Below are 25,562 nucleotides of genomic sequence, written 5' to 3'. Positions count from 1 at the left end.
CCTCAGGCGACGCTCACGACCTCACCTTCGATTACCCCGTCGTCGCCCGTGCCAGTGTCGTCGGGCCTGGAGCGAGCGGCGCCGGGTTCCGAACGGAAGACGTAGAGCTTCTCGGCGAAGTCCACGACGACCTTCTCACCGTCCTTGAAGTCCCCGCCAAGCACACGCTTTGCCAGTTCGTTTTCGATGCGGCGCTGGAGGGTCCGGCGCAACGGGCGTGCCCCGTAGGTCGGGTCGTAGCCTTCGCGTACGACCTCGGCTTTCGCCGCCGCGGTCAGTTCGAAGTCGATTCCTCGCTCTGCCAGCCGCTCCCGCACTTCAGCGATCAGGAGGTCGACGATCCGGTCGAGTTCGGCCTTGGTCAGCGGCTCGAAGATGACGATTTCGTCGATGCGGTTGAGGAACTCCGGACGGAAGAATTCGCGCAGCGCCTTCTCGATCGACGACTGGAGGTTGTCCTGGTCGACGGTGCCATCGGCCCGTTGGGTGAACCCGAAAGTCGCCCGTTCCTGCGCGCCCGTCCCGAGGTTGCTGGTCATGATGATGACCGTGTTGCGGAAGTCCACGGTGCGGCCCTGGCCATCGGTCAGGCGCCCGTCGTCCAGCACCTGCAGGAGTGTGTTGAACACGTCCGGGTGGGCCTTCTCGATCTCGTCGAAGAGGATGACGCGGTAGGGGCGCCGGCGTACGGCTTCGGTCAGGCTCCCGCCTTCGTCGTAGCCGACATAGCCGGGCGGCGCACCGATGAGTCGGCTCACCGTGTGGCGCTCCTGGTACTCCGACATGTCGATGCGGACCATCGCGTCTTCGTCGTCGAAGAGGTATTCGGCGAGTGTCTTCGCAAGTTCGGTCTTCCCGACTCCGGTTGGCCCCAGGAAGATGAACGATCCGATCGGCCGCGTCGGGTCCTTCAGCCCTGCGCGGGCCCGGCGGATGGCGTCAGAGACGGCGACGATAGCCTTGTCCTGGCCGATGACGCGGCCGTGGAGGTAATCCTCCATCTTCAACAGCTTGTCCTGCTCGGTCTCCTCCAGGCGCGAGACCGGGATTCCCGTCATCTGTCCGACGAGCTTCGCGATGTCTTCTGCGGTGACACGCATGTTGGTCTCGGGGTGTTCCTTCACCCATTCGCCCTTGCGATCGTTGTACTCATCCTGGAGCTGGAAGATCTCCTGCTTGATGCGCGCGGCGGCCTCGTAGTCTTCTTTTTGGACGGCCGCCTCCGTCTCGAGGGCAAGAGCTTCCAGTCGCTGCTGCAAGTCGCGGATGTTGTCGGGCATCGACTGGGCATCGATGACGTGCTTGCTCGCGGCTTCGTCGATCAGGTCGATGGCCTTGTCGGGGAGATGACGCTCGGTAACGTAGCGGCTCGAGAGGCGCGCAGCCGCTTCGATAGCGTCATCGGTGATCTCCACCTTGTGGTGCGCTTCGTAACGCGGTTTCAGCCCCTTGAGAATCGCGATCGTGTCCTCAACGGTGGGCTCTTCGACGTACACCGGGGCGAATCGCCGTTCCATGGCCGGATCCTTCTCGACGTGCTTGCGGTACTCGTCGAGGGTGGTCGCACCGATGGCGTGGAGTTCGCCCCGGGCGAGGGCCGGTTTCATCAGGTTCGATGCATCGATCGCGCCTTCCGCGCCGCCCGCGCCCATCACCGTGTGGAGCTCATCGATGAAGAGGATGACCTCGCCTTCCGATTGCTTCACCTCGTCCATGACGGCCTTGAGCCGCTCTTCGAACTCGCCCCGGAACTTCGATCCGGCGACGAGGGCGCCCATGTCGAGCGCGAGGATGCGCTTGTCCTGGAGATTGTCGGGGACATCGCCGGACGCGACCTTTTGGGCGAGCCCTTCGACAATCGCCGTCTTGCCCACGCCTGCCTCACCAATGATGACCGGATTGTTCTTCGTCCGGCGGTTGAGGATTTGCATCACCCGGCGCACTTCGATGTCGCGCCCGATCACCGGGTCGAGCTTGCCTTCCTTCGCCAGCTCAGTCAGGTCGGTGGAGTACTTCTCGAGCGATTGGTAGCGGCTCTCGGCAGTCTGGCTGGTCACGCGTTGCTTCCCCCGGATGTCCTGGAGGGCCCGGTAGATGGCCTCCTTGTTCACCCCGAACTCGGCGAGCAGCCGGGTAGACCCGCTCTCCTCGTTGTCGGCGATGGCGATGAGCAGGTGTTCGACGCCGACGTACTCGTCCTTCAGGCGTTCGGCCTCGGAGTTCGCTACCTCGAGCATGCGCACGACTTCAGGAGTCGTGTAGATCTGGACGACGTCGTAGGCGAGGGTCGGCAGGTCCGCGACCTGTTTGCCGACGCGCTGGCGGAGCCGGTTCATATCGACGTTGAGCTTCTGGAGCACCTGCTCGGCAAGCCCGCCGTTGAGCGTGACGAGGGCGGCGAGGACATGGGCGACGCCCCATTGGGAGTTGCGCTTCTGGCGCACGATCTCCTGGCTATTGGCGAGCACCTGCTGGGCCTGCTCGGTGAATCTGTCTTGTCGCATCATTGGGTGGGTGCCTCCTTGGCAGGGACTGAACGGCGGAAGGAATGGCGATGGGGTGGATGGCGATAGGGTGGGTGTGGTATCGGTGGCCGGGCCTCGGGCCTCCTCGGCCCGGAACCCTTCTGCCTATGTCCCTCGGTATGGGGCCGGTAGCCGGGTCGAGCGGATCTTGTCCAGCTCCGCCTTTGTCGCTGCCAGTTCTTCTTGCAGCGCCCGGATCTGGGCACTCATGCGCATCATGATTTCGGCCCCGGCGAGGTTGACACCAAAGTCATCGATCCATCGTTGGATGAGGCGGATCCGTTCGATGTCGCTGTTCGAATACATCCGGATGTTTCCACCGGTGCGCTTCGGCTCGACCAGTCCCGCGCGTTCGTAGTAGCGCAGCGTCTGCTGGTGCATTCCCACCAGGCGAGCCGCTATCGAGATGACATAAATCGGCTGCTGGTCGTCGCCGATGCCGTCATCGCTGCTTTCGCGGCGGTTTCGTGCCAAACGTCACCTCCTTCTAGGAATGGGCCATGGTGGCCGCGCGCGCTTCGCGCATCGCTTCGAAGTGTCCGCGCTCTTCGGCCGAGAGCGTTTCGGGCAACTGGATGCGGACCTTGATGAAGAGGTCGCCTCGCTTGCCGCCGCTGCCGAGCACAGGCATGCCTTTGCCGCTGAGACGGATCTGGCGTCCGTTCTGGCTCAATTCCGGAATCCGGAGAGCAACGCGCCCTTCGACGAGCGGGACGGTAACTTCGCCACCGAGTACCGCATCGAGGAGCGGGACATCGACCTCAGTGACCAGGTCGTCGCCCTTCCGCTCGAAGCGAGAGTGAGGGAGCGTCGTGATCACCAGGTAGAGGTCGCCGGCGGCACCCTTACCGGTGCCAGGCCGGCCTTCGCCTGCGACCCGGACGCGAGAGCCAGTCTTCACGCCCGCTGGGATGCGGACTTCGAGCCGCCGGGGGCGCGTGAGCGTGCCCATCCCCTCGCACGTGTGGCAGATCGCCGCGGCGACCTCGCCCGTGCCGCCACACACGCGGCATGGCTCAGGGGATTGGAGGTTCACCGTGCGGCTCGTGCCGTGATACGCCTCTTCGAGGCTCACTTCGACGGGGGTTTCAATGTCCTGGCCGCGGCGATTGCCTCCGCCTCCGCGCGGTCCGCCCCGCTCCCTTCGGAAGAAAGTATCGAAGACGCTTCCGAAGTCGCCGAAACTCTCCGCACCGGGTGCGGCGCGAAAGCCCCCGCCGCCCCGCCGGTTTGCTTCTTCAATCTGGTCCGCCATTTCCCAGCGGTCGCCGTACTTGTCGTACTTCTTTCGCTTCTCAGGGTCGGAGAGAACCTCGTGGGCCTGGTTCACTTCCTTGAAGCGCGACTCGGCAGCCTTGTCGTTTGGGTTCACGTCCGGGTGGAACTTGCGAGCCAGCTTGCGGTAAGCCGAGCGGATCTCTTTCTCATCGGCCGAGCGCGAAATGCCGAGGGCTTCGTAGTAATCGCGTGCCATCGGTTTCACTATACGATGCGGCAGGCCTCTTCACAATCACACTCTGACGAGACTTGATAAAGATGTTAGCAGACTACTTGCCCAACCATGCATGTGTTGGCAAGATGGAACCCGAACACCACACCCCATGGAGGTCCACTCACCTATGGCAACCGCACTCACCCGTTGGGATCCTTCCGCCGACTTCGCTGCGATGCGAAACGTGATGGATCGGCTCTTCGAGCAGCCGTTCACGCGTCTCCCCTTCCGCGCCGGCGAAGACCTCGGCAACCCAACCCTCAGTCTCGACGTCATCGAAAACGGAGACACATTCGTCATCAAGGCCGCCGTCCCCGGCGTCGACCCCAAGGATGTCGAGATTTCCGTTGACGAAGACGTCCTCTCCATTCGCGGCGAATTCAGCAAGCAGGAGGAGTCGACCGAAGAGAACTACCTCCGGCGCGAGATTCGCTACGGCAGCTTCCAGCGCCAGCTCCGCCTTCCTCCGACTGTTGAGCCGGAGAAGGCCGCCGCAACCTTCGAGAATGGCCTGCTTACGCTCTCTATCCCGAAGAAGCCGGAAGCCCGCGCTCGTTCCATCAAGATCACGCCCCAGGGAGTGATCGAAGGCGCCGCCCCGCCCGCCCAAAACTAGGCGCGGTCCCGCAACAGACGAAGCCCCTCGTTCAGCGAGGGGCTTCTGGCTTTCCGTCAGAAGCGGCGAGTGCGTTGTGGGAGGTGACTAAACGAACGGGTGGTCGTCGAACTTCTCACCGCCGGTCACGTGGACGGCGGCGGCCCAGCCAGCGAGGACGCTCACCGTGCCCACGGCAGCCGCGAGGGGGACGAGCAGGGCGTTCGCTCGAACCATCGAGACGGCTAGCCAGCCCGCGCCCACTGCCACCAGGCCGAGCCCGAGGCCCCGCCCAAGCAACGGAGGTTCGGCGATCAGCCGGCGTTGTTCCCGCGGTGCGGGTTCGTGGGGGACTCCCGGCGCGCCGTGCCCCTCGCCAAGTTCGTGTTCGTGCTCGTGTTCGCTCATGCGAGGCAGGCCAGCGTTCCTGCGAAGTCCCGGGGGTTGAGGTCCAAAGGTTCAGCCTCGCTGGTCGGGCGGCAGCATGTTCGGGATGCCGTCCTCGATGGGATAGCGCTCGCGGCACTCCTTGCAGACGATCGTGCCAGTCACGATTTCGCCGCCCTCTTCCTTTTCGACCTTCAACTCCAGGTCGCCCTTGCACATGGGGCAAACAAGGATCTCCATCAGCTGCTGTTGCATGTCAGCATGGTACCGCGCCGGGCCAAACGCGAAACAGTCGCTTGAGCCTTGGCGTTCCGCCGCCAAACTGACGCCAACGTGAACTGGCTCGACATCGTCCTTCTCGGCGCAATTGGGTTCTCGGCATATCGCGGCTACAGCAACGGATTTATCCGGGAACTCGTCTCGATCGCTTCGGTTATCCTGGCGATCCCGCTCGCCGGGATCTTCTACGACGACCTGTTCCCGAAGGTGGAGCCTATCGTCCGAAACGAAGACTTCGCGGCGCTCGTTTCGTTCCTCGCGATTCTCATCGGCGTCATTATCGGCGGCCAGGTCGCGGCCCACATGCTAAAGCGCACCGCCGAAATCCTGAATCTCGGCGTGCTCGACCGGCTTGCCGGGGCCGCCTTCGGCTTCTTCAAGGCGGTCGTCGTGGCACAGGTGTTGCTCATCGCCCTCGTCACGTACCCGCGCCCCGATCTGCGCGAGGACATCGATGGGTCCCAGGTCGCGCAGCGCCTGCTCGACAGCGCACCCACGGTGCTCGCTTTCCTGCCGAGCACGTTCGACGAAGGCATCGACCTCTTCGAAGAACACATAAAGACGCTCGACGACGCCATCGGCACCGAAACACCGGCGCAGTAGCCGGGCCGCCGACAACCCTATCCATCGAATCCCGAGAGGCGAACCCCTCGTTCACCCTAGCTCAAGCCAAACCGAATGAACGTGTCGTCCGGCGCCTCGATCGAGAGCAGGGCCTGGCGGAGCTTGTCGGCCATTTCGCGTTCGAGGCTTCGGCCCACCAGGTTCTCTTCTTCGTCCGGGTCCTGACCCGGGCGGTATAGGTAATTGCCGGTGAACCTGGTGCTCGCCCAGTGGGGCAACATGTCGCCTGGTTGGAACGGCTGCCGGATGACGGGCACCCGCGTGCCGGGCATTCGGTCCAGGAACGCCCGCTCGTCCGGTCTCGGGAGGTTGGGCGGCGGGTTCGGGATATGCACCGGCATTGTCGACCAGCGGTTGCTCCACATCGAGATTGGGAAGTTCCCGTTCTCGGGGGCGCGGGCGTACTTCGCCTCGTTGTCGACGATGTGGACTTCGCGGCCCCAGACTCCGAGGAGCGCCCACTCGCGCACGCTCTTCGCCGCGCCCGTCACGAGCGGGATGAGCGACTTGCCGTGCGTCCGATGCTCGGGCTCTATCCCGAAGAGGTCGCATAGCGTCGCGAAGATGTCGACGCTGGTCGTCAGCGCGTTGCTCACCGAAGGCTCGATTCCCGGCCAGCGGATCATGAGCGGGATATGCCCGAGTGGCTCGTAGACCGGGACGGCCGGCTTCCCCCAGATATCGCGTTCGCCGAGATAGTGGCCGTGGTCGGTGCAGACGATGACGGCCGTGTCTTCGAGGACACCGTTGCGCTCGAGTGACTCCATCACCTTGCCGAACCAGTGATCGATCATGGTGAGTTTGCCGCCGTACTGGCTGCGCACCTGGAATGCCTGCCGCTCGGTGAGGATGCCTTTGCGCTGTGCCGCGGCATGGTACGGCGGCCAGATCAGGTGGGGGCCTTCCCACGTATCGTCGTACAGCTTCGCGTACGGCTCCGGGGTATCGAAGGGCTCGTGCGGGTCGAACTCGTCGATGAAAAGGAAGAAACGGTCGTGATAGCCGGCGTTTTCGTCCACCCACTTCGCCGCCGCGGCCATCGTCTTTGGGCCAGGGAAGTCGGACTCTTCGCGGAAGTAGCCGCGCGAATTGTCGTATGGCTGCCAGGGCCTCCCGAAGCCCGGCGCCCCCATCCAGGTCGTGTCGGGACGTGTCTTCCAGAGATCGCCTTCGTGTCCGCGTTGGTAGTCCCACGCGCTGAAGTCCGCGTGGTAGTTCTCTCCTCCCATCTCGAAGAGGTGCGGATGGTCCGAGATCAGCTGGGAAACGACCCCGGCCTTGTGCAGGTGGCGGGTGATCGCATCCTCCCAAATCTCGATCGAGCCCCAGGGGCGCCAGAGAAAGTCGAGGGCGCCGCAGAGGATGTCGTGGCGCGCGGGCATGCAGGGCAGGGAGCCTGCATAGTGCTTCTCGAACTGGATAGCCCCGGCCGCGAAGGCGTCGAGATTCGGAGTCGCAAACTCCTTCCCGCCGTACGAACCGAGCATGTGCCGGTTCAGGCTGTCGAGGAGGATGACGACGGCGTTCTTCGGGCGGGACGGGGCGGCGGCGGATTCGGCTTCCATGCCAGGAGTCTACTCGTGTGAGGAAGCCCGGGGATGAGGATTCGCGGACGGTTCATGGCGCTGTACGATGCGTCGCGATGGCACGTGAATCCAGGCCCCCGATGGGTTACCAGCTGCTCATCGGCCTCGATATCTACGAACGAGGCGATGGCTATAGCCGCGCCCGCATCGTGCTCACGGAAGACCACATGAATCCCCACGGCGTCGTCCATGGGGGTGTGTTGTACTCGATGGCCGACACCAGCATGGGCGGCGCGCTCTATTCGCGCCTCAGCGAAGACGAGTCCTGCGCGACCATCGAGGTGAAGATGGTCTACATGGCGTCGGTCCGCGAAGGCACAGTCGAGTGCGAGACGAAGCTGCTCCACAAGGGAAAGCGGATCGCTGTCCTCGAATCCGAGGTGCGCGCGGGAGAGCGGCTGATCGCGAAGGCGCTGGGCACCTTCGCCATCTTCCCGGCGTAACGCCGCCCTACTTCGGCTTCCTGAAGAGCCCTTCCTGGGCGACGCTCGCCACCCGTTCGCCCTTGCGGTTGTACATGCCCGCGATGATGAGGCCGCGGGCCGAATGGGCGGCCGGGCTCTCGCTGACGTAGAGGATCCAGTCATCGAAGCTTGGCGGGCGGTGGAACCACATGGTGTGGTCCAGACTTGCCGAAGAGCCGCCCGGCATCCAGATCCCGTAATGGTGCGCGACCGTCGCGACGAGGCCGCTATCGCTGAGGAATACCATGGCCGCGGCATGGATAAGCGGGTCCGGCGGGAGGGCTGCCATCATCCTGCCCCAGACCATCCGCGAAGGCAGCCGGCCGCTCCCGTCGTCTTCGCGCGTCGGCTGGGCGGCGGCCCGGAGGTCTACAGGGTTGTTCCAGCGGCGGGCCATCCGGCTGGTCACGGCGGCGCTTGCCGCAGCCATGCGTGGCTCGGCGATGGTCACCCACCACGGCTGGCAGGTTTCCGGGTCTGGCGCCTCGGGCATCGGCGCCTGGTGCGAAACGCCGTCCTCAGGCCCGACGAAGCTGATCGAGGTCTCGAAGATCGTGTGGCCTGCCTGGTGCGCCGTCACTCTCCGCGTCAGGAAATTGCGCCCCTCCCGGATGCGTTCGACCGAGTAGTCGATCGGCTCCTTCGACTGACCGGCACGGAGGAAGTAGGCGTGGAGCGAGTGGACGTTCCCGAAGCTGACGGTCCGCCCTGCCGCGACGAGCGACTGTGCCAGCACAAGCCCCCCGAAGAGGCGCCCTTCCTGCTGGTCGACATCGCCCCGGAAGTTGTCATAGTCCGTAGGCCGCACGTCGATCTGGCGCACCCAGTCGGTGATCGCTTCCTGGGGCGTGAATTGCGAAGTTGGTTCTGTCATGCCACTAGGTTACGAAGTCCTCGCCGCCCAGTCCTCCATCTGCCGCCCACGGCCTATGTTGGCCGCGCCCCTGCCGCTTTCCCAAGCTAGAATCCGCATCGCATGAACCCTCGCCCTCGCGGACAGACCATCGAGCAGCAACGCGAGCGCTTCGCCGCGCTGCCCCTCTATCGCCAGCTTGGCCTCACGCTCGAAGACGTCCGGGCCGGCTTCGCCCGTGTTGTGATGGAGACCGGCCCGGTCACCCTTGGGGGGATAGGCGGGAGCGTCCACGGCGGCCTGCTCGCTGCCCTGGTGGATATCGCGATGCTGGAGGCCGTCATCCCGGCCCTCGCCCCATCGGATGAACCCGCCGGTACCGCGGATCTCAATATCACCTACATGCGGCCGGTGCATGGGACGAGAGCCATCGCCGAGGCCACCGTCTTGCGTAAGGGGAAAACCCTCGCAGTGACCGAAGTGACCATCACGGATGACGCCGGGCGGCTTTGCTCGAAGGGTCGCGCGATTTACGTGATCCGGCAGCGGCCGGCTGAGATGTCGCCTTAGCACGTTTCCGTATTGGACGGCAGTCGGGACGAGGCGCTTAGCCTGCCCCGTCGTCCTCTTGGTCGGCGAACGCCGCGTCCACACGCTTCAGCATCTTGTCGGCGCTCCGGAGCGCGGCGCCAATGTCCTCGATCCCGGGCAGGCTCGCCTGTTGGACCACGTGGACGATGCGCCCCGTGCGGAAGCAGACCGTCGTATAGACCAGCGTTGTACCGGAGCCGTCGATCTCTTCTTCGACGAAGAAGCCGTTCGATTGGTCGGCGATGTCCGGCACGATGAAGGGGTCCAGCTGGACGTTGAGCGAAAGAGGCAGCCCGCAGGCGAAGCGTTCGGTGGATTCCTTCGCCGAGCCTTCGTTCGTGTAGAGCGTTGAGACCGAGCGGATATTGAGGACGGCGCCGAACTGTGGCGGGGTCGCTTCCGTCACCCAGTTCTTCAGCCACCCCTGGGCTTCAAGCTGGCGCACGGTCGCTTCCGGGTCGTCGCTGCCGAAGATCTCAGCCCATTCCTCCGGCCCGAACGAATAGCCCGGCGCCTGCTCGAAGTTGGCGGGCAGGTCGCTCGCCTGGAGGGCCATGGCCTCGAGGTCGTACGCATCATCGCCCCGGTTGGAGTCGTAATCCGTTCCCTGGTCGCAGGCCGAAAGCAGCACTGCACCCACCAGGGCCAGGGCTATTACGCGAAACGCCATCGATGATGTCCTTGGGGCTGGATTGCCATATCGTACGCCAAAGCTTGGTAAGCACGGCGTGAGACCGGCCTCCGGCCGCTGCCAGGAAGGAACCACCCCATGGCCCTCAGCGTTGAAGACCAGCTGGCGATTCAGCAGCTCTACGCGAAGTACAACCACGCGATCGACTCCGGCGACGGTGTTGCCTGGGCAGCCACCTTCACTCCCGACGCGACCTTCGTTTCAGCCTCCGGCACGTTCACCGGCACTGAGGCGCTCACCGGATTCGGCAACTCGCTCGCCAGGCGCTTCAAGCTGCGGCACTGGACCAACAACCTGGTGCTCGAAGGCAGCGCCGGCGAAGCCACGGGTTCTTGCTACCTGGTCCTGTACCGGCTCACGCCGGGCGAGCAGCCGCCCGCTTCGATCCTGACCACCGCCATCTACAAGGACGAGCTCGCGAGGGGCGCCGATGGTGCGTGGCTTTTCACGAAGCGCGCCGCTGTCGGCGACTCCTGAGCCACCAAATGACGCGTCGTCTGTTCGTGCGCCGCTTTAGGCGCCCCCTGCCATGAAGTTCGTGCTCCTCGCCCTGGTGGTGTTCTTCGTCATCACCGTTGTGATGGCCGTGGTCTTCCGAGACCGCCGGGCGAAGAGCCGCCTTCGCTTCATCGCAAAAGTTGGCTGGGCTTACGTCATCGCTGTCGTCCTGCTCGCCGCCTGGCGTCTCTACTCCGGGTGATGCCATGCGGATACTGATCGCGCCCCAGGAGTTCAAGGGCAGTCTCGCCGCCGATGAGGCTGCCGCCGCGATCGCCTCCGGCATCCGCTCTGTCCACCCTGACTGGACCCTCGATAGCCTGCCGATGTCCGACGGGGGACCCGGGCTCCTGGACGCGATGCGCCGCGCCGTGAAGGCCGACACGATGGCGGCGGTGGTCGAGGACGCCCTCGGCCGCAAGGTGCTCGCGCGCTACGTCCGAATTCGGGCGACCGGCGAGATCGTCATCGAGGCAGCCCAGGCGAACGGACTCCTCCATGTGAAGCCGGGCGAACTCGACCCGTTGCATGCCGACACATTCGGGGTTGGCGAATTGATCCTCGATGCCGCGAAGGCCGAGCCGCCGCGGATCATCATCGGTGTTGGCGGCAGCGCCACGACCGATGGCGGCGCCGGGATGGCGCGAGCCATGGGCGCCCGGTTCCTCGATGGAGCCGGCAACGTTCTCCCCCGTGGGGGTGCGGCCCTGGCAGATCTGGAGCGCATCGACTGGCAGCCGCCGACCGTCCTCCGTGGCATCGAGTTGCTGGTCGCCACGGACGTTTCGAATCCACTCTGCGGCCCGGACGGCGCCGCCCGCGTTTACGGGCCACAGAAGGGCGCTACACCCGCACAGGTCGACCAGCTCGAAGCGGCGCTCTTTCGGTACGCCCGGGTACTCCGCCGTCACTTCGGAGTCGACGCTGCGAATGTCCCGGGCGGGGGCGCCGCCGGCGGGCTGGCGGCCGGGCTGGCCGTGTTCCTCGGCGCCCGCATGCAAAGCGGGTTTGACCTCGTCGCGGCGACCACCGGGTTCAACCACCGCCTCGCAGAGGCCGACGTTGTGGTCACCGGCGAAGGCCGGTTCGATAGCCAGTCCACCCGGGGAAAGGTCACCGGTCGGGTCATCGAGGCGGCCCGGACCGCGGGGAAGCCGGTTGTCGTCTTCGCCGGGTCCAGCCTCTCTACGGGCGGGGTGGAGGTCAGGACCATCACGAACATCGAACCCGACCCCGTGGCGTCGTTGGCACAAGCTCCGGAGCTGCTCAAGAGGGTCGCTGCCGGCTGGGCGGCAACGCTCTAAGCCGATGCCGCCGGGCCAAGGTCGTTCTTGTGCGCGGCGCCGTCCTTCATGATGACCCGCAACTTCGCGGCATCCTGGAGGACTTTGATATCGGCGAGGGGGTCCCCCTCCACGGCCAGGATGTCGGCCCGCAACCCGGGAGTGATGGTCCCCGTCACTTTCCCCAGTCGCGAGCATTCGGCCGCGGTCGCAGTGGCGGCGACGATCGCCTGCATGGGTGTCATCCCGTGCTGCACCATCAATTCGAGTTCCTCGGCGTTCGGCCCATGCGGACCCACCCCCATGTCGGTGCCCATCGCGATGCGGACGCCCTGCTCGACCGCGTAACGGAAGCTCGCCTGGTGGGATTCGAGGACTTCCTTCGATTTTCGGACGCCGTAGGCGGGCATGGAACCGGGGTTCCGCTCGGCCAGACGGAGCACCCAGACGGGCGCGACCAGTGTCGCCACGAGAAAGGTCCCTCGCGCTTTCATCTCCGCGATGGTGCGCTCGTCCAGGTAGATCCCGTGCTCTATGGACTCGACGCCTTCGAGGACGGCGTTGAGGATGCCCTGTGTCGCCTGGGCGTGCGACATCACGGTCTTGTGAGCGGCGTGCGCCTCGTAAACGACGGCCCGGATCTCCTCGCGGGTCATGCCGGTCGCCCCGGGCTCGTCGTTGGGAGAAAGCACGCCCCCGCTGGTCATGATCTTGATCTGGTCGGCGCCAGCGCGAAGGATCTCGCGAGCTGTCTTACGCGCGCTTTCCGGCCCATCGACGAGGTTCTCGGGCAGCTCGGCGTTCGGCACGCGGATGCGCACGCCGTTCGGCATCGTGGCGTCGCCGTGTCCGCCGGTCTGGCTGATGGCGCTGACGGCGATTCGCATCCGGGGTCCGGGGAAGAGCCCCTGTTCGATAGCCATCTTCACGCCGCGCGGCGTGCCGCCAGCGTCCCGGACGCTCGTGAATCCCGAGTCGAGGGTCTTCCTCGCATTCCCGAGGGCCTCCGCAACCGTGAGACTGAACGGTGTCGCCAGACGTTGCTCCATGGTCTTCGGCGGGCTCGAAGTCAGGTGGACGTGGCAGTCGATCATCCCGGGCATCACCGTCAGCCCCGAGGCGTCGATCACCTGGGCGCCGTTCGGTATGCCACCGGACTCGCGCACTTCGGTGATGGTGTCGCCCTCGATGATGACCACGGCCCCGCGGACGGGGTCCCGGCCGCTGCCGTCGATGAGTCTGCCGCACTGGATTGCGAGAGTCATACGTCCTCCTGATTGGCCGTCCTGCTACCAGGTTGCTCCGCTCGGCTTCGGCGAACCGGCAGGCGCACTGGCGTAGTCCTCAAACGGGCTGTCACGCCAGTCGAGCGCGGCTTTCAACCCTTTTTCGCGGGACATTCTGCCGAATGTACCTCCCCCGGGCCGGGCCCGGCCAAGCTCCTGGATGTCGGCGCCCACCTGCATCGAAGTCCGCATGCCCATGATCTCGTATGCCCGGTTCACCTGGCGCTTGGTCATCTGGAGCATCGGGCTATCGATGTTGGCGATGCGCTCGGCAAAAGCTTCGGTGACCTTGCACAGCTGGTCGACAGGTACCGCCCGGTTCGCCCAACCGATCTCGACGGCTTCCTTCCCGGTCACGCTGTCGCCCGTGTAAAGCAGTTCGCGCACCTTCTTCTGGTGCATCTGCCAGGGGTGATAGAGGACGTCGACCGGGGTCATCGCACGGACCGGCGGGTAGCCGATGATGGCATCTTCAGCCACGAACATCAGGTCGCACATCGTCGCCAGTTCCGTGCCTCCGGCAAGGCAATAGCCATGGACCTGGGAGATGACCGGCTTGGTCAACTCCCAGATCTGCCAGTACCCGCTCAGGAGATGTTGCGGCCATTGGCCCTGGCCCGGGTGAATTGGTCCGACGCTGGGAAGGCCGCTGCGCTTTTCGACGTAGTCGCGGTCGTCGTTGGCCTGGGAGATCCCGCTCAAGTCGTAGCCGGCGCTGAAAGCGCGGCCGGAGCCTCGGATGATGATGACCTTCACTTCAGGGTCGAGCTCAAAATCCTTGAGAGCATTAAAGAGTTCGGCGCGGAGGTTGTGGCTGAGGGCGTTCATCTTCTCCGGCCGGTTGAGCTGGATGACGCCGTGGCGGTCGTTCTTGCTGGTCAGGATGTCGAGGTAGTCGGGCATAGCGCCCGGATTCTGGCCCGACGGACGGGGTCGTGTCGAACGACTACCGGGCAGCGGCCCCGAGCGTGGTCCCGCCGATATCCATCTTCACGAACGCCTGGTCGCCCTCTACGGTGATCTCCGGACTGAAGGCCGAGTCCCGGAAGAGTGTCAGCATCGAATCGTTCTCGCAGAGCACCACCGCCGTCAGCCGTTCGTAACCACAGCGGCGGGCCTGTTCGACGAGGCGGTCGAGGAGCAGCTTGCCCATGCCCAGGCCTTGCATGGCGTCTTCGACAACGAATGCCACCTCGGCGGAGCGCCGGGACTCGGCTTCGAACCGTCCAACCCCGCGGATCTCGTCTTCGCCCGGAAGGCAGACGACGAACGCGCAACGCTTCTTAAAGTCCACAGTGCACAGGTGGTGGGCGAACTCCGGGGAGAGGCGGCGAAGCGGGGTGAAGAACCGCAAACGGGTGGTGTTCACCGAGAGCCGCGAGTGAAACTCCATCAGGTGACCGGCGTCTTCCGGAGCGATCGGCCGGATGCGCACCTCGCGCCCATCGCGAAGCATCCCGATCTTCTCCCCGGGCGGTTTGGCCCTCATCCCGCTCAGTATCCGTTACGCCGCGCGCATTTGGCGTGAACGGCTATCTGCAAATTGCAGATAACTATGCCCGGCCTCCGCCGCACCTATCACCGCAGGCTCAGAGCTTGCGCTTCCAGTAGTCGAGGATGACGTTGAAACGGTCGACCCGGTGGCTGGGGCGCCCGTTGCGAGACAGTTCGTGGTCCTCATCCGGGAAGCGCACGAATTCGACATCCTTTCGCCGTTGCTTGAGCACGACGAAGAGCTGTTCCGCCTGGGAGATCGGGCAGCGCAGGTCCACCTCGGAGTGGAGGATGAGGACAGGCGTCTCGATGTGCTTCGCGTACGTGAGCGGCGATTGGCGCAACACCGCCTCCAGGTTGTCCTGGATGGTGGCGTCCGGACCCAGGTACTGCCGGTTGAACGTCCCGCCGATGTCGCTCGCGCCTTGCATCGAATACCAATCGTTGACGGCGCGTTCGCTGATCGCCGCTTTGAAGCGGGTGGTGTGCCCGATGATCCAGGTCGTCATGAACCCGCCGTAGGAGCCGCCCATGACACCAAGCCGGTCGCGGTCGGCCCACGACGCCCGTTCGAGGGCTGCATCGAACGCCGCCATCACGTCCAGGTAATCGGGGCCACCCATGTCGCCGACCAGGGCGCGCGCGAACCCGGTGTCCTGCCCGGAGCTTCCGCGCGGGTTGCAAAAGACGACACCGTAGCCGGCCGCCGCGTAGATCTGGAACTCGTCGAAGAAGGTCTCCCCGTACTGGCCGAACGGGCCGCCGTGGACATTCAGGATTAGCGGGTACTGCTTGCCGCTTTCGAATCCGTGCGGCTTCATCAGCCAGCAGTCGACCTCGGTCCCGCTCGCCGTTCCGACCACGAACTTCTCGGCTGAGGCGAGGCCGACCTCGTCGCGCCACGCGGCGTTGAAGTGCGTCAGCTGGCGCCTGGCGCCCGTTTCCAGGTTTACGACCGAGAGTTCGGCCGGGGAGAGCTGCGTGCTCGAGACTACGGCTGCCCGGAGGCCTGCCCGGTCCACCGAGTACCAGGCGGTCATTGCCGGCTCCCTGGCCACCCATCGCCCATCGGCGGCGCTCCCGGCCAACCAGAGCGATGACTCTCCCCGGTCCGCGGCAACGGTGAGGATCGCGCCGCCTCTGAGCCAGTTCGGTTGTGCGACCGCCCCCGGGAGTCCTCCGGCCCCCATCTCCCGATCGATCCCGCCGGACGCGTCCGTCTCGCCGGTCCCATCGACCCCGATGAGCCTCAGTGTTCCGTTCGCCGGCCAGTCGGGGTGGTGGATGTGCGCGATCTTTGCCCCATCGGGCGACCACGAAGGCGCACCGCGCGCCCCGGAAGTCGTCGTCACCTGCCGCGCTTCCCCGCCGGTTGCAGGGACCACCCAGAGGTCGCTCGCACTGTCGAACTCGCGCTCCGCGTGCCGGGCAGACACGAAGGCAAGCGACTGTCCATCGGGCGACCATGCCGGCTGGGTGTCGTCCCAGTCGCCTTCGGTCACCTGCCTCGCCGCGCCGGTCGCTACCTCCACCACGAAGATGTGGCGGCGCTGATCGTAGGTGAAGCCCTGGCCGTTCAGGCGGTACTTCATCGAGGCGATGCGCCGGTACGGTTTCGCCTTCTTCGGGTCCGGGTCCGGCGGTGTGCCCGTCTTCGCACTCAGGGCGATCCGTGTGCCGTCGGGCGACCACGTCGGCACACCGGCGCCGAGCGGCATTTTCGCCAGCAGCCTGGACTCGCCGCCCGTCGCGGGCATGACGGCGAGTTGGGGCTTGTCTTCGCCCCTCTCCGAGACGAACGCGAGCATCGAGCCATCGGGCGACCAGCGGGGCGAGGTATCGCGCCTTGCGCCCGCAGTGAACTGGCGTGGCTCGCCGCCGCCGGTGTCGACGAGCCAGATCGCTGAGCGGTAGCCGTCCGTCTCACGGTCCATCCGCGTGACAACGAAGGCGACCCGTTCGCCGTCAGGCGAAATGTCCGCTTCGCCCATCCAGTGAATGGCGTAGAGGTCATCGGGGGTCATTGGGCGCATGGCATCACTCCGCTGGGGAATGCGGCATTGTGGAGGAGATTCACGACCGCCGGTAGTAGTGGCCGGCTTTCCCGGGTTGTCCGCATCGATGCGCCGCACGTTTGCAGTGCCGCTGGAGAGCCGCGGCCCCGACAGCCCTACCCCATCGCGAGTGCCAGGTTGATCATCGCGCGGACGCTGTAGCCGCTCGCGCCCTTGCTTATCCACCCCTTGTCGCCCGACATGATGTCGACGCCGGCAATGTCCATGTGGACCCAGGGGGTGTCTCCAACGAACGGCTCCAGGAATTTCGCCCCGACGATTGTTCCCGCGCCGCGGGTCCCGGTGTTCTTGCAGTCGGCGACGTCGCTCTTGATGAACTCGTCGTACTCCTTCCACATGGGGAGGCGCCAGGTCTTCTCGCCGGCCGCTGCGGCCCCCGCTTCGAGCCTCGAACAAAAAGCGTCGTTGTTCGTCATCAAGCCATAGGCGACATCGCCGAGTGCGGTCGTCACGGCGCCGGTCAGTGTCGCGACATCGACGATGGCGGCGGCGCCGAGTTCCTTCGCCCAGCAGAGGCCGTCGGCGAGGACCAACCGCCCTTCGGCGTCCGTGTTGATCACCTCGATCGTGCGGCCATTCATGGCGCTCACGACGTCGCCAGGCTTGGTGGCATTGCCGCCCGGCATATTCTCGGTGCAGGGAGCGATGGCCACGACATTGAGCTTCGGCTTGAGCCCGGCGATCGCCCCCATCGCAGCGATGACGGAGGCCGCGCCCGTCATATCGGCCTTCATTGCTTCCATGTTCGCCGCCGGCTTGATGCTGATCCCGCCAGTGTCGAAAGTGATGCCCTTGCCGACCAGCGCGAGGTCGTAGCCCTTCCCCTTCCCGCCCTTGTACGCCAGCCTGATCATCTTCGGCGGTTGGGCGCTTCCCTTCGCGACGGAGAGGAACGACCCCATGCCCTTCTTCTCCATCTCATCCCGCTCAAGAACTTCGATTTCGAGCTTGTACTTCCTCGCGACCTCCGCGGCTATGGCGGCGATGCCGGTGGGGGTGAGGTGGTTCGATGGTTCGTTTGCCAGGTCCCGGGCGAGGTTCGTCGCCTCGGCCATGGTTACGCCTTTCGCGGCCGCGGTACTCATCGCCTTTGCCTGGGCGGGATCATGTTCGACCAGGGTGACCGTCGTGATCTCGGCGCGGTCTTCCTCGGCCTTCTTGTGCTTCAGGAAACGGTAGTTGCCGAGGATCGCGCCCTCTGCGACGGCCTGGGCGCAGGCCTCCGGCTCCAGCCCACCGATGCCGGCGCCGTGGGCGATCGTCGCCACCGTCTTTATCCCGGGTCGTCGCAGGGCACGGACCAGGTTCGCCGAGAGGTTCCGGACGGCATCCACATCGAAGTCCTTTTGCTTCCCCAGTCCGGCGACCACGACGCGCGGGGATTTCAGCTTGCCGAACGTGTGGATGGTGGTGATTTCGCCGGACTTGCCGCGGATGTCCCCCTGGGCGATGAGCTTCGAGATCGCACCATCGAGCGCTTTGTCGACCGCGCCGGTGGCGCCCCCCGGGGCAGTCACTCCCTCGAACAGGTTCACAACGATGGCGTCGGCGGCCGTCTTGCTGATGTCGCCGTTGGATACTTCGAAGTTCAAACGGATCCCTCCGGAATGGTTTCGTTGGTAGATAGAGCGTGCAGAGTGTAGGCGGCTTACGGAACGGCGGGCAAAGAGAACACCCGCGATGAGTGCGGTACGCTGAAGCGATGGCCGCTATCTCGACCACGCGACCCGGCCGGGCTCGGAGGGTCTGGGACCTCACTGGCCGCGTCGGCCTGCACGAAATCGTTGTCGTGGTCGTGGCGTTTCTTATCTACTTCGCCATTCGCGGCGCCGTCGTGGACCGTGCCGGCGAAGCCATGGTCCGCGGGATCCGCCTGATCGAGCTTGAACAGCGCTTCAGCCTCTACCACGAGCTCGAAATGCAATCGTGGATCCTGGACCACTTCTGGCTCATCAAGATGATGAACTGGGTGTACTTCTGGGGCCACATGCCGCTCGTCATCGGCGTTGCCGCCTGGCTCTACATCTGGCACCGGAAGGCGTACTTCGTCACCCGGAACGCATTTCTCGCTTCCGGGGCGATCGGCGTCGTGATGTACTGGCTCTTCCCCGTCGCTCCGCCCCGGCTAATCCCGTTCGCGGGGTTCATCGATACGATGGCCGCGTTTGACCGCGTGGGATACAACGCCCAGGAAGCCGAAGCTTTCGTGAACCCGTTCGCGGCCGTACCAAGCCTCCACTTCGGCTGGTCGCTCTTGCTTGGCGTGGTCATCGCGTGGGTGTCCCGCCACCCGCTGAGCTACGCGTTTGCCTTCGCCTGGCCCGCGGCGATGTTCTTCTCGGTAGTGATGACCGGGAACCACTTCATCCTGGATGCCGTTGCGGGGGGAATCGTGTCGTTCGCTGGCCTGGGGATCGCCCTCGGCATCGCGAAGTACCTCCAATGGCCGGACCTGCGGCCTTCTGGAGCCGCCGTGCCGCCCGGGTGACCATGAGCTATGTCCTCATCGTCGGGCCGCCGGCCGTCGGCAAGGCTACCGTCGCGCGCGAGGTAGCGCGCCTCACGGGCTTCCGCTTGGTGCCAAACACGCTCACGGCGGAGATGCTGCTGGATGTGTTTCGGCGGTCGGAGCGGCCGTTCTCCCGGCTCCATGTCGAATTTCAGCAGCGCATCCTGGAAGAGGCCGCCGCGGCCGGAGTGAGCCTGGTGGGCACCGCCGCCTGGGCTTTCGACGAAGAGCTCGACTGGGCAATCTCCCGATCGCGGTTCGAAGCAGTGCGAATCCATGGCGGAAAGACCTTCATCGCTGAACTCGAAGCGCCGTTTGTAACCCGGTTAGTTCGGAACCACTTTCCCGACCGGGTGCGGGCGAAGCCGAACCAGCAGGCGACCCTGACCGATGACGTGATGCGCGAGATGGAAGCGAAGTACCGGCTTTCGAGCGACTCCGGCGAGCTGGACGAGTTCGGGCCGTACCTGCGCATCGACACGACAAGAGTGAGTGCGGGAGAGGCGGCGAGGCTCATCGTCGCCGGTTTCGGCCTCCCCCTTACCGGTTAGCCCGCCGGCTGGAAGAGTTCGACCGGGTTTCCGGACGGGTCATCCAGCACCGTCTGGGCGCCTCCGGGGCCGCGGATGATCTCGTTGCGAAAGGTGATGCCGGCGGCGCGGAGCTTCGCGGCCTCCGCCTCGATGTCCTCGACGATGACCTGGAACCGTGTCCAGCCGCCCGGCTCGGGCACGCGGCCGTCCGGCATCGGCCGGGCCGCCGAGCTTTCGGCACCGCTCAACAACAGCAAGAGGTTGCCATTCCGCACAGCAGAGAACGCCGGCGATTGGGGCCCTTCGGGCGAAAAGCCAAAGTGGCCGGTGTAGAACGCGACGGATGCCGGGACATCCTTGACGATCAGGCGGACGCGAACAGTGCTATCCATGGACATTCTCCTTAGTTGAGTCGAGTTCGAAAGGTCGAGGTTCGACCTGCGGCATGCGCCGCGAGCTCCGCGAATGGGCGGAGGCGCAGCATCAGTTCGTCGACGGTCCGTCGGTACGCCTGCAGGCGCACCGCCTCGGTCCCCGTCACCTCGGCGGGGTCTTCGAGGCGCCAGTGGAGCGAATTGTGGGGGCCGGGAAGCTCCGGGCACTGTTCGCGTGCCGCGTCCGAGAGCGTGATGACGTAATCGAACGTGAGGTGGGCGAGTTCGTCCACGCACTTGGAGCGGGCCCCGCTCCAATCGATGCCGCCCTCGGCGAGCGCGCGGACCGCCATGGGGCTGATCCCGCGAGGGGTGATACCGGCCGAGCGCGCGTCGAAGTCCGTTCCGCCGTAGCGCCGAAGCAGCGCCTCGGCAATCTGGCTACGCCCGGAGTTACCGTTGCAGAGAAAGAGGGTCGATATCGGCCCCTGTGCCCCACTGCGCGGGGTCTTCGGATCCGGACGCGTCTCGGCGATGGTGGCCTCCAGGTCGCCGAGCTCGGCCTCGAGGCGTCCGAGTTCTTCGCGGCGACGCGAAACCGCCTGGCGGTGTTCCGCCAGCACGCTGCTGACTGCCGGGTCTGCCGCCCCGTGTTCCAGGCACAGCCGGGCGAGCCTGCCTGCATCAGTCGGCGTCAGCCCGACCCGGCGAAGAGTGGTGACCAGCTGGAGCAGCCGGAGGTCCTGGTCCGAATACTCCCGGTAACCGTTCTGGTTCCGTGAAGCCGCGGGCAGGACGCCAACCGTTTCGTACCAGCGCACGCCCGATGGCGACAGCCCGGCGCTGCGGGCGAGCTGGGAAACGTTCATGGCTGCACCATAAACCTTACAGTTACTGCAAAGTCAACCCCTTCCACGTTCGCTCGATAAATTGCTAGCTTCGGTGATCGATACGCCGTATACTCCGGCTCGGTGGCATACGGAGGACTCCGAATGCAAACGGCGACCTACCGCGCGGAGCTGTCCGCGCGTTTGCGCCAGGTAACTGACGACATTGCCTGGGCGGTGCGGGGCACCATCGAGGACCAGGCCCATTACAAGCCCGCCGACTACGAATGGTCGATGCACGAGCACCTTTCGCACCTGCGCGATATGGAGCAAGAGGTGTACCTCCCGCTCTTGCGCTGGGCGACCGTGCCCGAAATGCTCGACCCGCTCGACTACAGCCGGCGTGACTGGCACAACTTCCGCTACAAGCCCATGGAGCCGCTCGCGAGCATCGTCGGTGACATCCAGCGCATCCGCGACGAAGAGCTCGCGATCTTCCGGGACATGAACGACGTCACCTGGATGCGGTACCGGAATGACACGCGCTGGGGCCCGCTCACCTGCCAGTGGATTGCCGAGCTGATATATCGCCATGCGCTGGACCACCTCCAGGGCATGATGGCGTTGAAGCAGGACGTGAACCTTGCCACACTTCAACCGCCGCCGATCGTTGTCGGCGGCTACATTGGTGGAAGGACCTAGAATCGCCCATGCGGCTCCGCAGCATCGTCTCTATCCCGGCCTCCGGCGCGGGGCTCTCGGGCGCGCTTGAATCCCAGGCTGACGCCGTCCTCTTGACGCTCGCCGATGACAATTTGCCCGTCGACGACCTCCGCAGTGCGGCTACCGCCGCGGTCGCCGAAGCGGCACGCGCGGGCAAAGCTGTACTCCTCGCCGTCAACCACCCCCGCACGCAGCTGTTGCGCGGAGACCTGGAAGCGGTGCTCAGCACCGATGTGAAAGCGGTGGTGCTGCACCACGCAGTCGAGCCGCAGGACGTCCGCGATACCGCCGTCCTCCTGCGCGAGTTTGAACTGCAGCGGGGAATCGAGCCCGGCGACACCCTGCTCTTCCCGATGGTTGATACCGCTCGGGGGCTGCTGCGCTGCGGCGAAATCGCCTCAGCGGCGCCGCGCGTCGGAGGCATCGTCTTCCACTCGCGTCACTACGCCCACGACGTGGGGGCGCGGGACGAACAGAAGGGTGACCGTCTCGCGCACGCGCGCGGCCAGGTCGTCGCGACGGCTCGTGCCAATGGCGGCCTCCCCCTGATCGTCGCCGACGGGCTGGAGGCGCAGTACCTCTCGCAGTACGGGTTCGCCGGGATCATCCTCCGCGAACTGCGGAATGTGCCCGCCGCGAACGCCGCCTTCACCCCGTATGACGAAATCCGCACCCAGCACCAGCAGGCTCTGGAACGTTTCGAGCAGGCCCGCATCGAGGGCCTGTGGGTTGCGCGCCATGGCGAACGCATCGTCGATGCGGCCGCAGCGCGTCGATCCCGGCGGGTGGTGGAGTAGGGTCCGCCCTCTACCCTGCCCCTACCGTGTGGCGGCTCCAGAGCTTCAGCGTCTCGCGTACCTTGTCGACCGTGGCGTTGTCCATTGTGGCGTCGTTGAAAACGCAGTCGTTCAGGTGCTTTTCGAGGACGAGGAGACTCGCACTTTCGAGGCCGGAGCGGACCGCGAGCAACTGCGTCAACACGTCCTCGCAGCAACGGCCGTCTTCGAGCATATTGCGCAGGCCGCGGACCTGGCCCTCGATCCGCGCCAGCCTGTCAAGGAGCTTCTTCGTCTCTTCTGGTGTCTGCATGGGGCCCTCCAAGTGTTGACAATCATACCCCATGGGGGTATCTTGTGGCTACATCTCAACGGGACCCGGTGTACAGGGCCTCGAAAGGAACACACACAATGTCCGATGTCCGCGAAACCACCGATACGACCTGGGATGCCGATGTCCTCAAGGCCGACCTCCCCGTCCTCGTCGACTTCTGGGCGCCCTGGTGCGGCCCCTGCCGCATGGTCGCCCCGATCGTCCAGGAGCTCAGCGAGGAGTACGCCGGCAAGCTCAACTTCTTCAAGATGAACACCGACGAGAACCCCACGGTGCCGAGCAAGTTCGGCATCCGCAGTATCCCTTCGCTGCTGATCTTCAAGGGTGGCGAACTCAAGGGGACCGTCGTCGGCTTCCGCCCGAAGAGCGACCTCAAGAAGCGTATCGAAGAGGCGCTCGTCTAAGGGTTCGCGTACGTGAGCTGAATAGGAAAGGCCGGGAATCCCCGGCCTTTCCCGTCTCCTGAAGGAGGGGCCCACAGCTATGGACAGGTACGACATCGCCATCATCGGCGGGGGCGGCGCCGGCCTGACGGCGGCCGTGTACGCCGCACGCGCCATGCGCTCCACGGTGGTATTCGAAGGCAACGTCACCGGCGGCCAGATCGCCACCACCGACGTTGTCGAGAACTTCCCGGGCTTCCCAGAAGGCATCAACGGGTTTGACCTGGCGCAGAACATGCTCAGGCAGGCCGAAAAGTTCGGCGCCACCGTCGAGTACTCGCGTGTCGAAAGACTCGATCGTGCAGGAGACGGGACATTCGCCGTGGCGACGGAAGCTGCGGTCTATCGCGCGAGGGCGGTCATCGTGGCGGCCGGCGCCGACTACAACAAGCTCGGCGTGCCCGGTGAAGACGAGTTCGTCGGCCGCGGCGTGAGTTACTGCGCGACCTGCGATGCGGCGTTCTTTACGGGCCAGGACGTTGTCGTGGTCGGTGGCGGCGATGCGGCGGTCGAAGAGGCGCTCTTCACCACCCGCTACGCGAAGACCGTCACGATCGTCCATCGCCGCGACACGCTTCGTGCCAGCGGCATCCTCCAGGAGCGTGCCCGGGCGAACGAGAAGATCCGGTTCGTTTGGGACACCGTCGTCGAGCGCATCGAAGGTGCGGACGCAGTCGAACGCGCGGTGCTCAGGAACCTCAAGACTGGGACAGTCTCGGTGATGCCGGTTTCGGCGGTCTTCGTCTTCATCGGCCAGGTCCCAAACAGCCACCTGCTCAAGGGGCTGGCGGACCTCGATGCCGGCGGCCACGCGATTGTCGATCTCCAGATGGCCACAACCGTGCCGGGCCTGTTCGTGGCGGGCGACGTCAGGACGAAGGCAGCGCGCCAGCTCATCAGTGCCGCTGGTGACGGTGCTACGGCCGCGATCTCTGCGGAGCACTACCTCGCTTCGCTGGGCTGATTCTTCCCGAAGCCGCTCGGTTCTCGCACGAAAAGGAATGCCGCAGCGCCGGCGGCCAGCAGGATCAGTCCGATAACCACGTAGACGGACTCGATCCCGGCCACACCTGTAGTGAAGCCGCCGCCGATCGGCCCGAGCATGAGTGCGAGCGATTGCATGCTCGCGGCGAGGCCAAACGTGCTGCCCTGCTTACCTTCCGGGGCGCTCGCCGCAATCAGCGCGCTCGTCCCGGGGACCATCGCCCCCTGGAACAGCCCAACAGCCCCGAGCAACAGCGCGAAGGGCACGGCCCCATTCGCCAGCGCGACTGTCGGGTAAAGGGCACCGGTGACAAGTGCCGCTGTCGCAACAGTGTTCCGGTAGCCGATGCGCTGGCCGAGAGGGGCGACCGCGAGCGCACCGATCGTGCTCGTCAGGCCAATCACCCCGAACACGAGACCTGTGGCGGCTTCTTCCTTCAGGTCCGCAGTCCAGCCCGGCACTTCCAGGTGCACGCGTTCGCCATCGGCGAACTTGTCGATGCTGATCGGCATGACCGGGCGGACGAACGTCGTGCTGAGCCAGAGGCTGAACAGCAGCAAGAGCATGAAGATCACCTGCCGTTCAGAAACAACAGCGGCAATGTTCTCCCGGAAGCTGCCGCCCCTGGGCTTCCCGCGGCCGTCGTCGCCTTCGGGTTCATCGATCGGCTCCTCGCGGACGAAGAAGTACACGAGCGCCGCGGCGGCGATGTACAGCGCCGCGCAGAAGACGAAAGACTCGCGAATGCCGAGACTGGCTGCGACGACGCCGCCGATCACCGGCCCAAGCATGTTGGCGAAGAACTGTCCGGTCTGGAGTAGCCCCAACGCGTAGCCGACCTTCGCCCGCGGCGTTGTGGCCGCGACCAGTGCCGCGGCGGCCCCCATCGTCCCGGCGAATGCACCCATGAGGAAGCGAAGGAGCACGAGTTGCCACACGGCCTGGGCGACTCCCATCACGGCGATCAGCACTCCCGCCCCGATCAGCGCGCGCAGGAACATCGGTTTCCGCCCGTAGCGGTCGGCCAGGGAGCCCCAGATCGGCGCCGTCAGGGTCAGGGAAAGGCCGGTCGCGCTCGCAGTCAGGCTCGTGTAAAACGCGACCTCCGACTCCTTGGTGACGCCGAGTTCCTTGATGTAAAACGGGATGAAGGGGAAGACGAAGTTCGCCCCCATCAATCCGACAAACACCCCGATCCAGACGAATGCGAGGTTCTGTTTCCAACGACTTCCAGGTGCGGGACTGCGCGTAGCCGAAGCCATCAGGCGTGCTCGCCTCGGTTCGGCGCACAGGTCGCAGGTTCGGTCACGCACGAGTCCGATTCAGGGGTGGAGC

General features: G+C 65.3%; 30 protein-coding genes. 13 read left to right on the top strand and 17 right to left on the bottom strand.

Annotated elements, in window-relative coordinates; translation table 11 throughout:
- Positions 1-2: 2 nt before the first annotated feature.
- The 3 genes from IPG14_RS12730 to IPG14_RS12720 form a co-directional block, all read right to left on the bottom strand.
- Positions 3-2,504 carry an AAA family ATPase gene (locus IPG14_RS12730; protein ID WP_343392068.1) on the bottom strand — a complete coding sequence of 834 codons (2,502 nt, stop codon included), beginning with the start codon at positions 2,502-2,504 and terminating at the stop codon, positions 3-5.
- 126 nt (positions 2,505-2,630) lie between these two features.
- Positions 2,631-2,999, bottom strand: a complete 369-nt coding sequence (locus IPG14_RS12725) for a helix-turn-helix transcriptional regulator (RefSeq protein ID WP_343385923.1) — start codon at positions 2,997-2,999, stop codon at positions 2,631-2,633.
- Positions 3,000-3,012: 13 nt separating this feature from the next.
- The gene (locus IPG14_RS12720; protein ID WP_343392067.1) at positions 3,013-3,999 is read right to left on the bottom strand and encodes a J domain-containing protein; all 987 of its coding nucleotides are present in this window, start codon (positions 3,997-3,999) and stop codon (positions 3,013-3,015) included.
- 145 nt (positions 4,000-4,144) lie between these two features.
- Between IPG14_RS12720 and IPG14_RS12715 the strand changes: the two genes are divergently transcribed.
- A complete protein-coding gene (locus IPG14_RS12715) occupies positions 4,145-4,633 on the top strand; it encodes an Hsp20/alpha crystallin family protein (protein WP_343387561.1) in 489 nt (162 codons plus the stop codon).
- Positions 4,634-4,720: 87 nt separating this feature from the next.
- Here IPG14_RS12715 and IPG14_RS12710 read toward each other — a convergent pair whose 3' ends face one another.
- Positions 4,721-5,020 carry a hypothetical protein gene (locus tag IPG14_RS12710; RefSeq protein ID WP_343385920.1) on the bottom strand — a complete coding sequence of 100 codons (300 nt, stop codon included), beginning with the start codon at positions 5,018-5,020 and terminating at the stop codon, positions 4,721-4,723.
- Positions 5,021-5,071: 51 nt separating this feature from the next.
- On the bottom strand, positions 5,072-5,254 hold the full coding sequence (locus tag IPG14_RS12705) for a methytransferase partner Trm112 (protein ID WP_343385919.1): 183 nt from the start codon (positions 5,252-5,254) through the stop codon (positions 5,072-5,074).
- Between the two features lie 78 nt (positions 5,255-5,332).
- On the opposite strand from IPG14_RS12705, the gene IPG14_RS12700 reads away from it, so the two are divergent.
- Positions 5,333-5,881, top strand: coding sequence for a CvpA family protein (locus IPG14_RS12700; RefSeq protein ID WP_343385918.1), 549 nt, complete (start codon positions 5,333-5,335; stop codon positions 5,879-5,881).
- 56 nt (positions 5,882-5,937) lie between these two features.
- Here the strand turns inward: IPG14_RS12700 and IPG14_RS12695 are convergent, their stop codons facing one another.
- Positions 5,938-7,467, bottom strand: a complete 1,530-nt coding sequence (locus IPG14_RS12695; RefSeq protein ID WP_343392066.1) for a sulfatase-like hydrolase/transferase — start codon at positions 7,465-7,467, stop codon at positions 5,938-5,940.
- A gap of 77 nt (positions 7,468-7,544) precedes the next feature.
- Between IPG14_RS12695 and IPG14_RS12690 the strand changes: the two genes are divergently transcribed.
- The gene (locus IPG14_RS12690) at positions 7,545-7,931 is read left to right on the top strand and encodes a PaaI family thioesterase (protein ID WP_343392065.1); all 387 of its coding nucleotides are present in this window, start codon (positions 7,545-7,547) and stop codon (positions 7,929-7,931) included.
- Positions 7,932-7,938: 7 nt separating this feature from the next.
- Here IPG14_RS12690 and IPG14_RS12685 read toward each other — a convergent pair whose 3' ends face one another.
- A complete protein-coding gene (locus IPG14_RS12685; protein WP_343385915.1) occupies positions 7,939-8,826 on the bottom strand; it encodes an acyl-CoA thioesterase domain-containing protein in 888 nt (295 codons plus the stop codon).
- A 102-nt stretch (positions 8,827-8,928) separates the two neighbouring features.
- Between IPG14_RS12685 and IPG14_RS12680 the strand changes: the two genes are divergently transcribed.
- Positions 8,929-9,375 (top strand): PaaI family thioesterase, encoded by a 447-nt coding sequence (locus IPG14_RS12680; protein WP_343392064.1) that lies wholly within the window; start codon positions 8,929-8,931, stop codon positions 9,373-9,375.
- Between the two features lie 37 nt (positions 9,376-9,412).
- On the opposite strand, the gene IPG14_RS12675 is transcribed toward IPG14_RS12680, so the two are convergent.
- Positions 9,413-10,066: a hypothetical protein gene (locus IPG14_RS12675; RefSeq protein WP_343385913.1), complete on the bottom strand. Its 654-nt coding sequence runs from the start codon at positions 10,064-10,066 to the stop codon at positions 9,413-9,415.
- Positions 10,067-10,165: 99 nt separating this feature from the next.
- Here IPG14_RS12675 and IPG14_RS12670 point away from each other — a divergent pair, with 99 nt between their 5' ends.
- From IPG14_RS12670 to IPG14_RS12660, 3 genes are read left to right on the top strand one after another with little or no spacing between them, the layout of a single operon-like run.
- On the top strand, positions 10,166-10,564 hold the full coding sequence (locus IPG14_RS12670) for a nuclear transport factor 2 family protein (protein WP_343385912.1): 399 nt from the start codon (positions 10,166-10,168) through the stop codon (positions 10,562-10,564).
- A gap of 52 nt (positions 10,565-10,616) precedes the next feature.
- Positions 10,617-10,787 (top strand): hypothetical protein, encoded by a 171-nt coding sequence (locus IPG14_RS12665; RefSeq protein ID WP_343385911.1) that lies wholly within the window; start codon positions 10,617-10,619, stop codon positions 10,785-10,787.
- Positions 10,788-10,791: 4 nt separating this feature from the next.
- A complete protein-coding gene (locus IPG14_RS12660; RefSeq protein WP_343392063.1) occupies positions 10,792-11,889 on the top strand; it encodes a glycerate kinase in 1,098 nt (365 codons plus the stop codon).
- Here IPG14_RS12660 and IPG14_RS12655 read toward each other — a convergent pair.
- The 5 genes from IPG14_RS12655 to IPG14_RS12635 all read right to left on the bottom strand — a co-directional run bounded on the left by IPG14_RS12655 (position 11,886) and on the right by IPG14_RS12635 (position 18,315).
- Positions 11,886-13,133: an amidohydrolase family protein gene (locus IPG14_RS12655; protein ID WP_343385909.1), complete on the bottom strand. Its 1,248-nt coding sequence runs from the start codon at positions 13,131-13,133 to the stop codon at positions 11,886-11,888. The two genes, IPG14_RS12660 and IPG14_RS12655, sit on opposite strands and share 4 nt — an antisense overlap.
- A 24-nt stretch (positions 13,134-13,157) precedes the next feature.
- Positions 13,158-14,057 carry an enoyl-CoA hydratase-related protein gene (locus IPG14_RS12650; protein WP_343385908.1) on the bottom strand — a complete coding sequence of 300 codons (900 nt, stop codon included), beginning with the start codon at positions 14,055-14,057 and terminating at the stop codon, positions 13,158-13,160.
- A gap of 43 nt (positions 14,058-14,100) precedes the next feature.
- Positions 14,101-14,643 (bottom strand): GNAT family N-acetyltransferase, encoded by a 543-nt coding sequence (locus IPG14_RS12645; RefSeq protein ID WP_343385907.1) that lies wholly within the window; start codon positions 14,641-14,643, stop codon positions 14,101-14,103.
- Between the two features lie 100 nt (positions 14,644-14,743).
- Complete coding sequence (locus IPG14_RS12640; protein WP_343392062.1) at positions 14,744-16,681, bottom strand: S9 family peptidase; 1,938 nt, start codon at positions 16,679-16,681, stop codon at positions 14,744-14,746.
- A gap of 137 nt (positions 16,682-16,818) precedes the next feature.
- The gene (locus IPG14_RS12635; RefSeq protein WP_343392061.1) at positions 16,819-18,315 is read right to left on the bottom strand and encodes a leucyl aminopeptidase; all 1,497 of its coding nucleotides are present in this window, start codon (positions 18,313-18,315) and stop codon (positions 16,819-16,821) included.
- 110 nt (positions 18,316-18,425) lie between these two features.
- Between IPG14_RS12635 and IPG14_RS12630 the strand changes: the two genes are divergently transcribed.
- Both IPG14_RS12630 and IPG14_RS12625 read left to right on the top strand, forming a co-directional pair.
- Positions 18,426-19,211, top strand: coding sequence for a phosphatase PAP2 family protein (locus IPG14_RS12630; RefSeq protein ID WP_343392060.1), 786 nt, complete (start codon positions 18,426-18,428; stop codon positions 19,209-19,211).
- Entirely contained in the window at positions 19,166-19,783 is a 618-nt protein-coding gene (locus IPG14_RS12625; RefSeq protein ID WP_343392059.1) for a hypothetical protein, read from the top strand. The genes IPG14_RS12630 and IPG14_RS12625 overlap by 46 nt, the downstream gene beginning before the upstream one ends.
- On the opposite strand, the gene IPG14_RS12620 is transcribed toward IPG14_RS12625, so the two are convergent.
- Together IPG14_RS12620 and IPG14_RS12615 are read right to left on the bottom strand one after the other, a co-directional pair.
- Positions 19,780-20,163: a VOC family protein gene (locus IPG14_RS12620; RefSeq protein ID WP_343392058.1), complete on the bottom strand. Its 384-nt coding sequence runs from the start codon at positions 20,161-20,163 to the stop codon at positions 19,780-19,782. The genes IPG14_RS12625 and IPG14_RS12620 overlap by 4 nt on opposite strands.
- A 5-nt stretch (positions 20,164-20,168) precedes the next feature.
- Entirely contained in the window at positions 20,169-21,008 is an 840-nt protein-coding gene (locus tag IPG14_RS12615) for a MerR family transcriptional regulator (RefSeq protein WP_343385901.1), read from the bottom strand.
- A gap of 123 nt (positions 21,009-21,131) precedes the next feature.
- Between IPG14_RS12615 and IPG14_RS12610 the strand changes: the two genes are divergently transcribed.
- A complete protein-coding gene (locus IPG14_RS12610) occupies positions 21,132-21,668 on the top strand; it encodes a DinB family protein (protein ID WP_343387573.1) in 537 nt (178 codons plus the stop codon).
- Between the two features lie 8 nt (positions 21,669-21,676).
- The gene (locus tag IPG14_RS12605; RefSeq protein WP_343385899.1) at positions 21,677-22,486 is read left to right on the top strand and encodes an aldolase/citrate lyase family protein; all 810 of its coding nucleotides are present in this window, start codon (positions 21,677-21,679) and stop codon (positions 22,484-22,486) included.
- A gap of 10 nt (positions 22,487-22,496) precedes the next feature.
- Here the strand turns inward: IPG14_RS12605 and IPG14_RS12600 are convergent, their stop codons facing one another.
- A complete protein-coding gene (locus tag IPG14_RS12600; RefSeq protein WP_343392057.1) occupies positions 22,497-22,778 on the bottom strand; it encodes a metal-sensitive transcriptional regulator in 282 nt (93 codons plus the stop codon).
- 98 nt (positions 22,779-22,876) lie between these two features.
- On the opposite strand from IPG14_RS12600, the gene trxA reads away from it, so the two are divergent.
- Together trxA and trxB are read left to right on the top strand one after the other, a co-directional pair.
- Positions 22,877-23,203 (top strand): thioredoxin, encoded by a 327-nt coding sequence (trxA, locus tag IPG14_RS12595; protein WP_343385897.1) that lies wholly within the window; start codon positions 22,877-22,879, stop codon positions 23,201-23,203.
- Positions 23,204-23,282: 79 nt separating this feature from the next.
- Entirely contained in the window at positions 23,283-24,206 is a 924-nt protein-coding gene (gene trxB / locus IPG14_RS12590; protein WP_343392056.1) for a thioredoxin-disulfide reductase, read from the top strand.
- Here trxB and IPG14_RS12585 read toward each other — a convergent pair.
- A complete protein-coding gene (locus tag IPG14_RS12585; protein WP_343392055.1) occupies positions 24,185-25,489 on the bottom strand; it encodes an MFS transporter in 1,305 nt (434 codons plus the stop codon). The two genes, trxB and IPG14_RS12585, sit on opposite strands and share 22 nt — an antisense overlap.
- Positions 25,490-25,562: the final 73 nt, after the last annotated feature.

The organism is Candidatus Amarobacter glycogenicus, from assembly GCF_016704105.1.
Lineage (GTDB): Bacteria > Chloroflexota > Dehalococcoidia > Tepidiformales > Tepidiformaceae > Amarobacter > Amarobacter glycogenicus.
Note: the sequence above shows the minus strand (reverse complement) of the source record. Positions and strands in the feature narration are given on the sequence as shown.

Bases quoted from the DNA above. Each gene is read 5' to 3' on its own strand.
- IPG14_RS12695 (WP_343392066.1), bottom strand. From the start codon at position 7,467: ATGGAAGCCGAATCCGCCGCCGCCCCGTCCCGCCCGAAGAACGCCGTC.
- IPG14_RS12610 (WP_343387573.1), top strand. From the start codon at position 21,132: ATGCAAACGGCGACCTACCGCGCGGAGCTGTCCGCGCGTTTGCGCCAG.
- IPG14_RS12620 (WP_343392058.1), bottom strand. From the start codon at position 20,163: ATGTCCATGGATAGCACTGTTCGCGTCCGCCTGATCGTCAAGGATGTC.
- IPG14_RS12645 (WP_343385907.1), bottom strand. From the start codon at position 14,643: ATGAGGGCCAAACCGCCCGGGGAGAAGATCGGGATGCTTCGCGATGGG.
- IPG14_RS12630 (WP_343392060.1), top strand. From the start codon at position 18,426: ATGGCCGCTATCTCGACCACGCGACCCGGCCGGGCTCGGAGGGTCTGG.
- trxA (WP_343385897.1), top strand. From the start codon at position 22,877: ATGTCCGATGTCCGCGAAACCACCGATACGACCTGGGATGCCGATGTC.
- IPG14_RS12655 (WP_343385909.1), bottom strand. From the start codon at position 13,133: ATGACTCTCGCAATCCAGTGCGGCAGACTCATCGACGGCAGCGGCCGG.
- IPG14_RS12605 (WP_343385899.1), top strand. From the start codon at position 21,677: ATGCGGCTCCGCAGCATCGTCTCTATCCCGGCCTCCGGCGCGGGGCTC.
- IPG14_RS12625 (WP_343392059.1), top strand. From the start codon at position 19,166: ATGGCCGGACCTGCGGCCTTCTGGAGCCGCCGTGCCGCCCGGGTGACC.
- IPG14_RS12685 (WP_343385915.1), bottom strand. From the start codon at position 8,826: ATGACAGAACCAACTTCGCAATTCACGCCCCAGGAAGCGATCACCGAC.
- IPG14_RS12640 (WP_343392062.1), bottom strand. From the start codon at position 16,681: ATGCGCCCAATGACCCCCGATGACCTCTACGCCATTCACTGGATGGGC.
- IPG14_RS12720 (WP_343392067.1), bottom strand. From the start codon at position 3,999: ATGGCACGCGATTACTACGAAGCCCTCGGCATTTCGCGCTCGGCCGAT.
- IPG14_RS12615 (WP_343385901.1), bottom strand. From the start codon at position 21,008: ATGAACGTTTCCCAGCTCGCCCGCAGCGCCGGGCTGTCGCCATCGGGC.
- trxB (WP_343392056.1), top strand. From the start codon at position 23,283: ATGGACAGGTACGACATCGCCATCATCGGCGGGGGCGGCGCCGGCCTG.
- IPG14_RS12675 (WP_343385913.1), bottom strand. From the start codon at position 10,066: ATGGCGTTTCGCGTAATAGCCCTGGCCCTGGTGGGTGCAGTGCTGCTT.
- IPG14_RS12730 (WP_343392068.1), bottom strand. From the start codon at position 2,504: ATGCGACAAGACAGATTCACCGAGCAGGCCCAGCAGGTGCTCGCCAAT.
- IPG14_RS12705 (WP_343385919.1), bottom strand. From the start codon at position 5,254: ATGCAACAGCAGCTGATGGAGATCCTTGTTTGCCCCATGTGCAAGGGC.
- IPG14_RS12585 (WP_343392055.1), bottom strand. From the start codon at position 25,489: ATGGCTTCGGCTACGCGCAGTCCCGCACCTGGAAGTCGTTGGAAACAG.
- IPG14_RS12660 (WP_343392063.1), top strand. From the start codon at position 10,792: ATGCGGATACTGATCGCGCCCCAGGAGTTCAAGGGCAGTCTCGCCGCC.
- IPG14_RS12670 (WP_343385912.1), top strand. From the start codon at position 10,166: ATGGCCCTCAGCGTTGAAGACCAGCTGGCGATTCAGCAGCTCTACGCG.
- IPG14_RS12650 (WP_343385908.1), bottom strand. From the start codon at position 14,057: ATGCCCGACTACCTCGACATCCTGACCAGCAAGAACGACCGCCACGGC.
- IPG14_RS12600 (WP_343392057.1), bottom strand. From the start codon at position 22,778: ATGCAGACACCAGAAGAGACGAAGAAGCTCCTTGACAGGCTGGCGCGG.
- IPG14_RS12665 (WP_343385911.1), top strand. From the start codon at position 10,617: ATGAAGTTCGTGCTCCTCGCCCTGGTGGTGTTCTTCGTCATCACCGTT.
- IPG14_RS12715 (WP_343387561.1), top strand. From the start codon at position 4,145: ATGGCAACCGCACTCACCCGTTGGGATCCTTCCGCCGACTTCGCTGCG.
- IPG14_RS12690 (WP_343392065.1), top strand. From the start codon at position 7,545: ATGGCACGTGAATCCAGGCCCCCGATGGGTTACCAGCTGCTCATCGGC.
- IPG14_RS12710 (WP_343385920.1), bottom strand. From the start codon at position 5,020: ATGAGCGAACACGAGCACGAACACGAACTTGGCGAGGGGCACGGCGCG.
- IPG14_RS12680 (WP_343392064.1), top strand. From the start codon at position 8,929: ATGAACCCTCGCCCTCGCGGACAGACCATCGAGCAGCAACGCGAGCGC.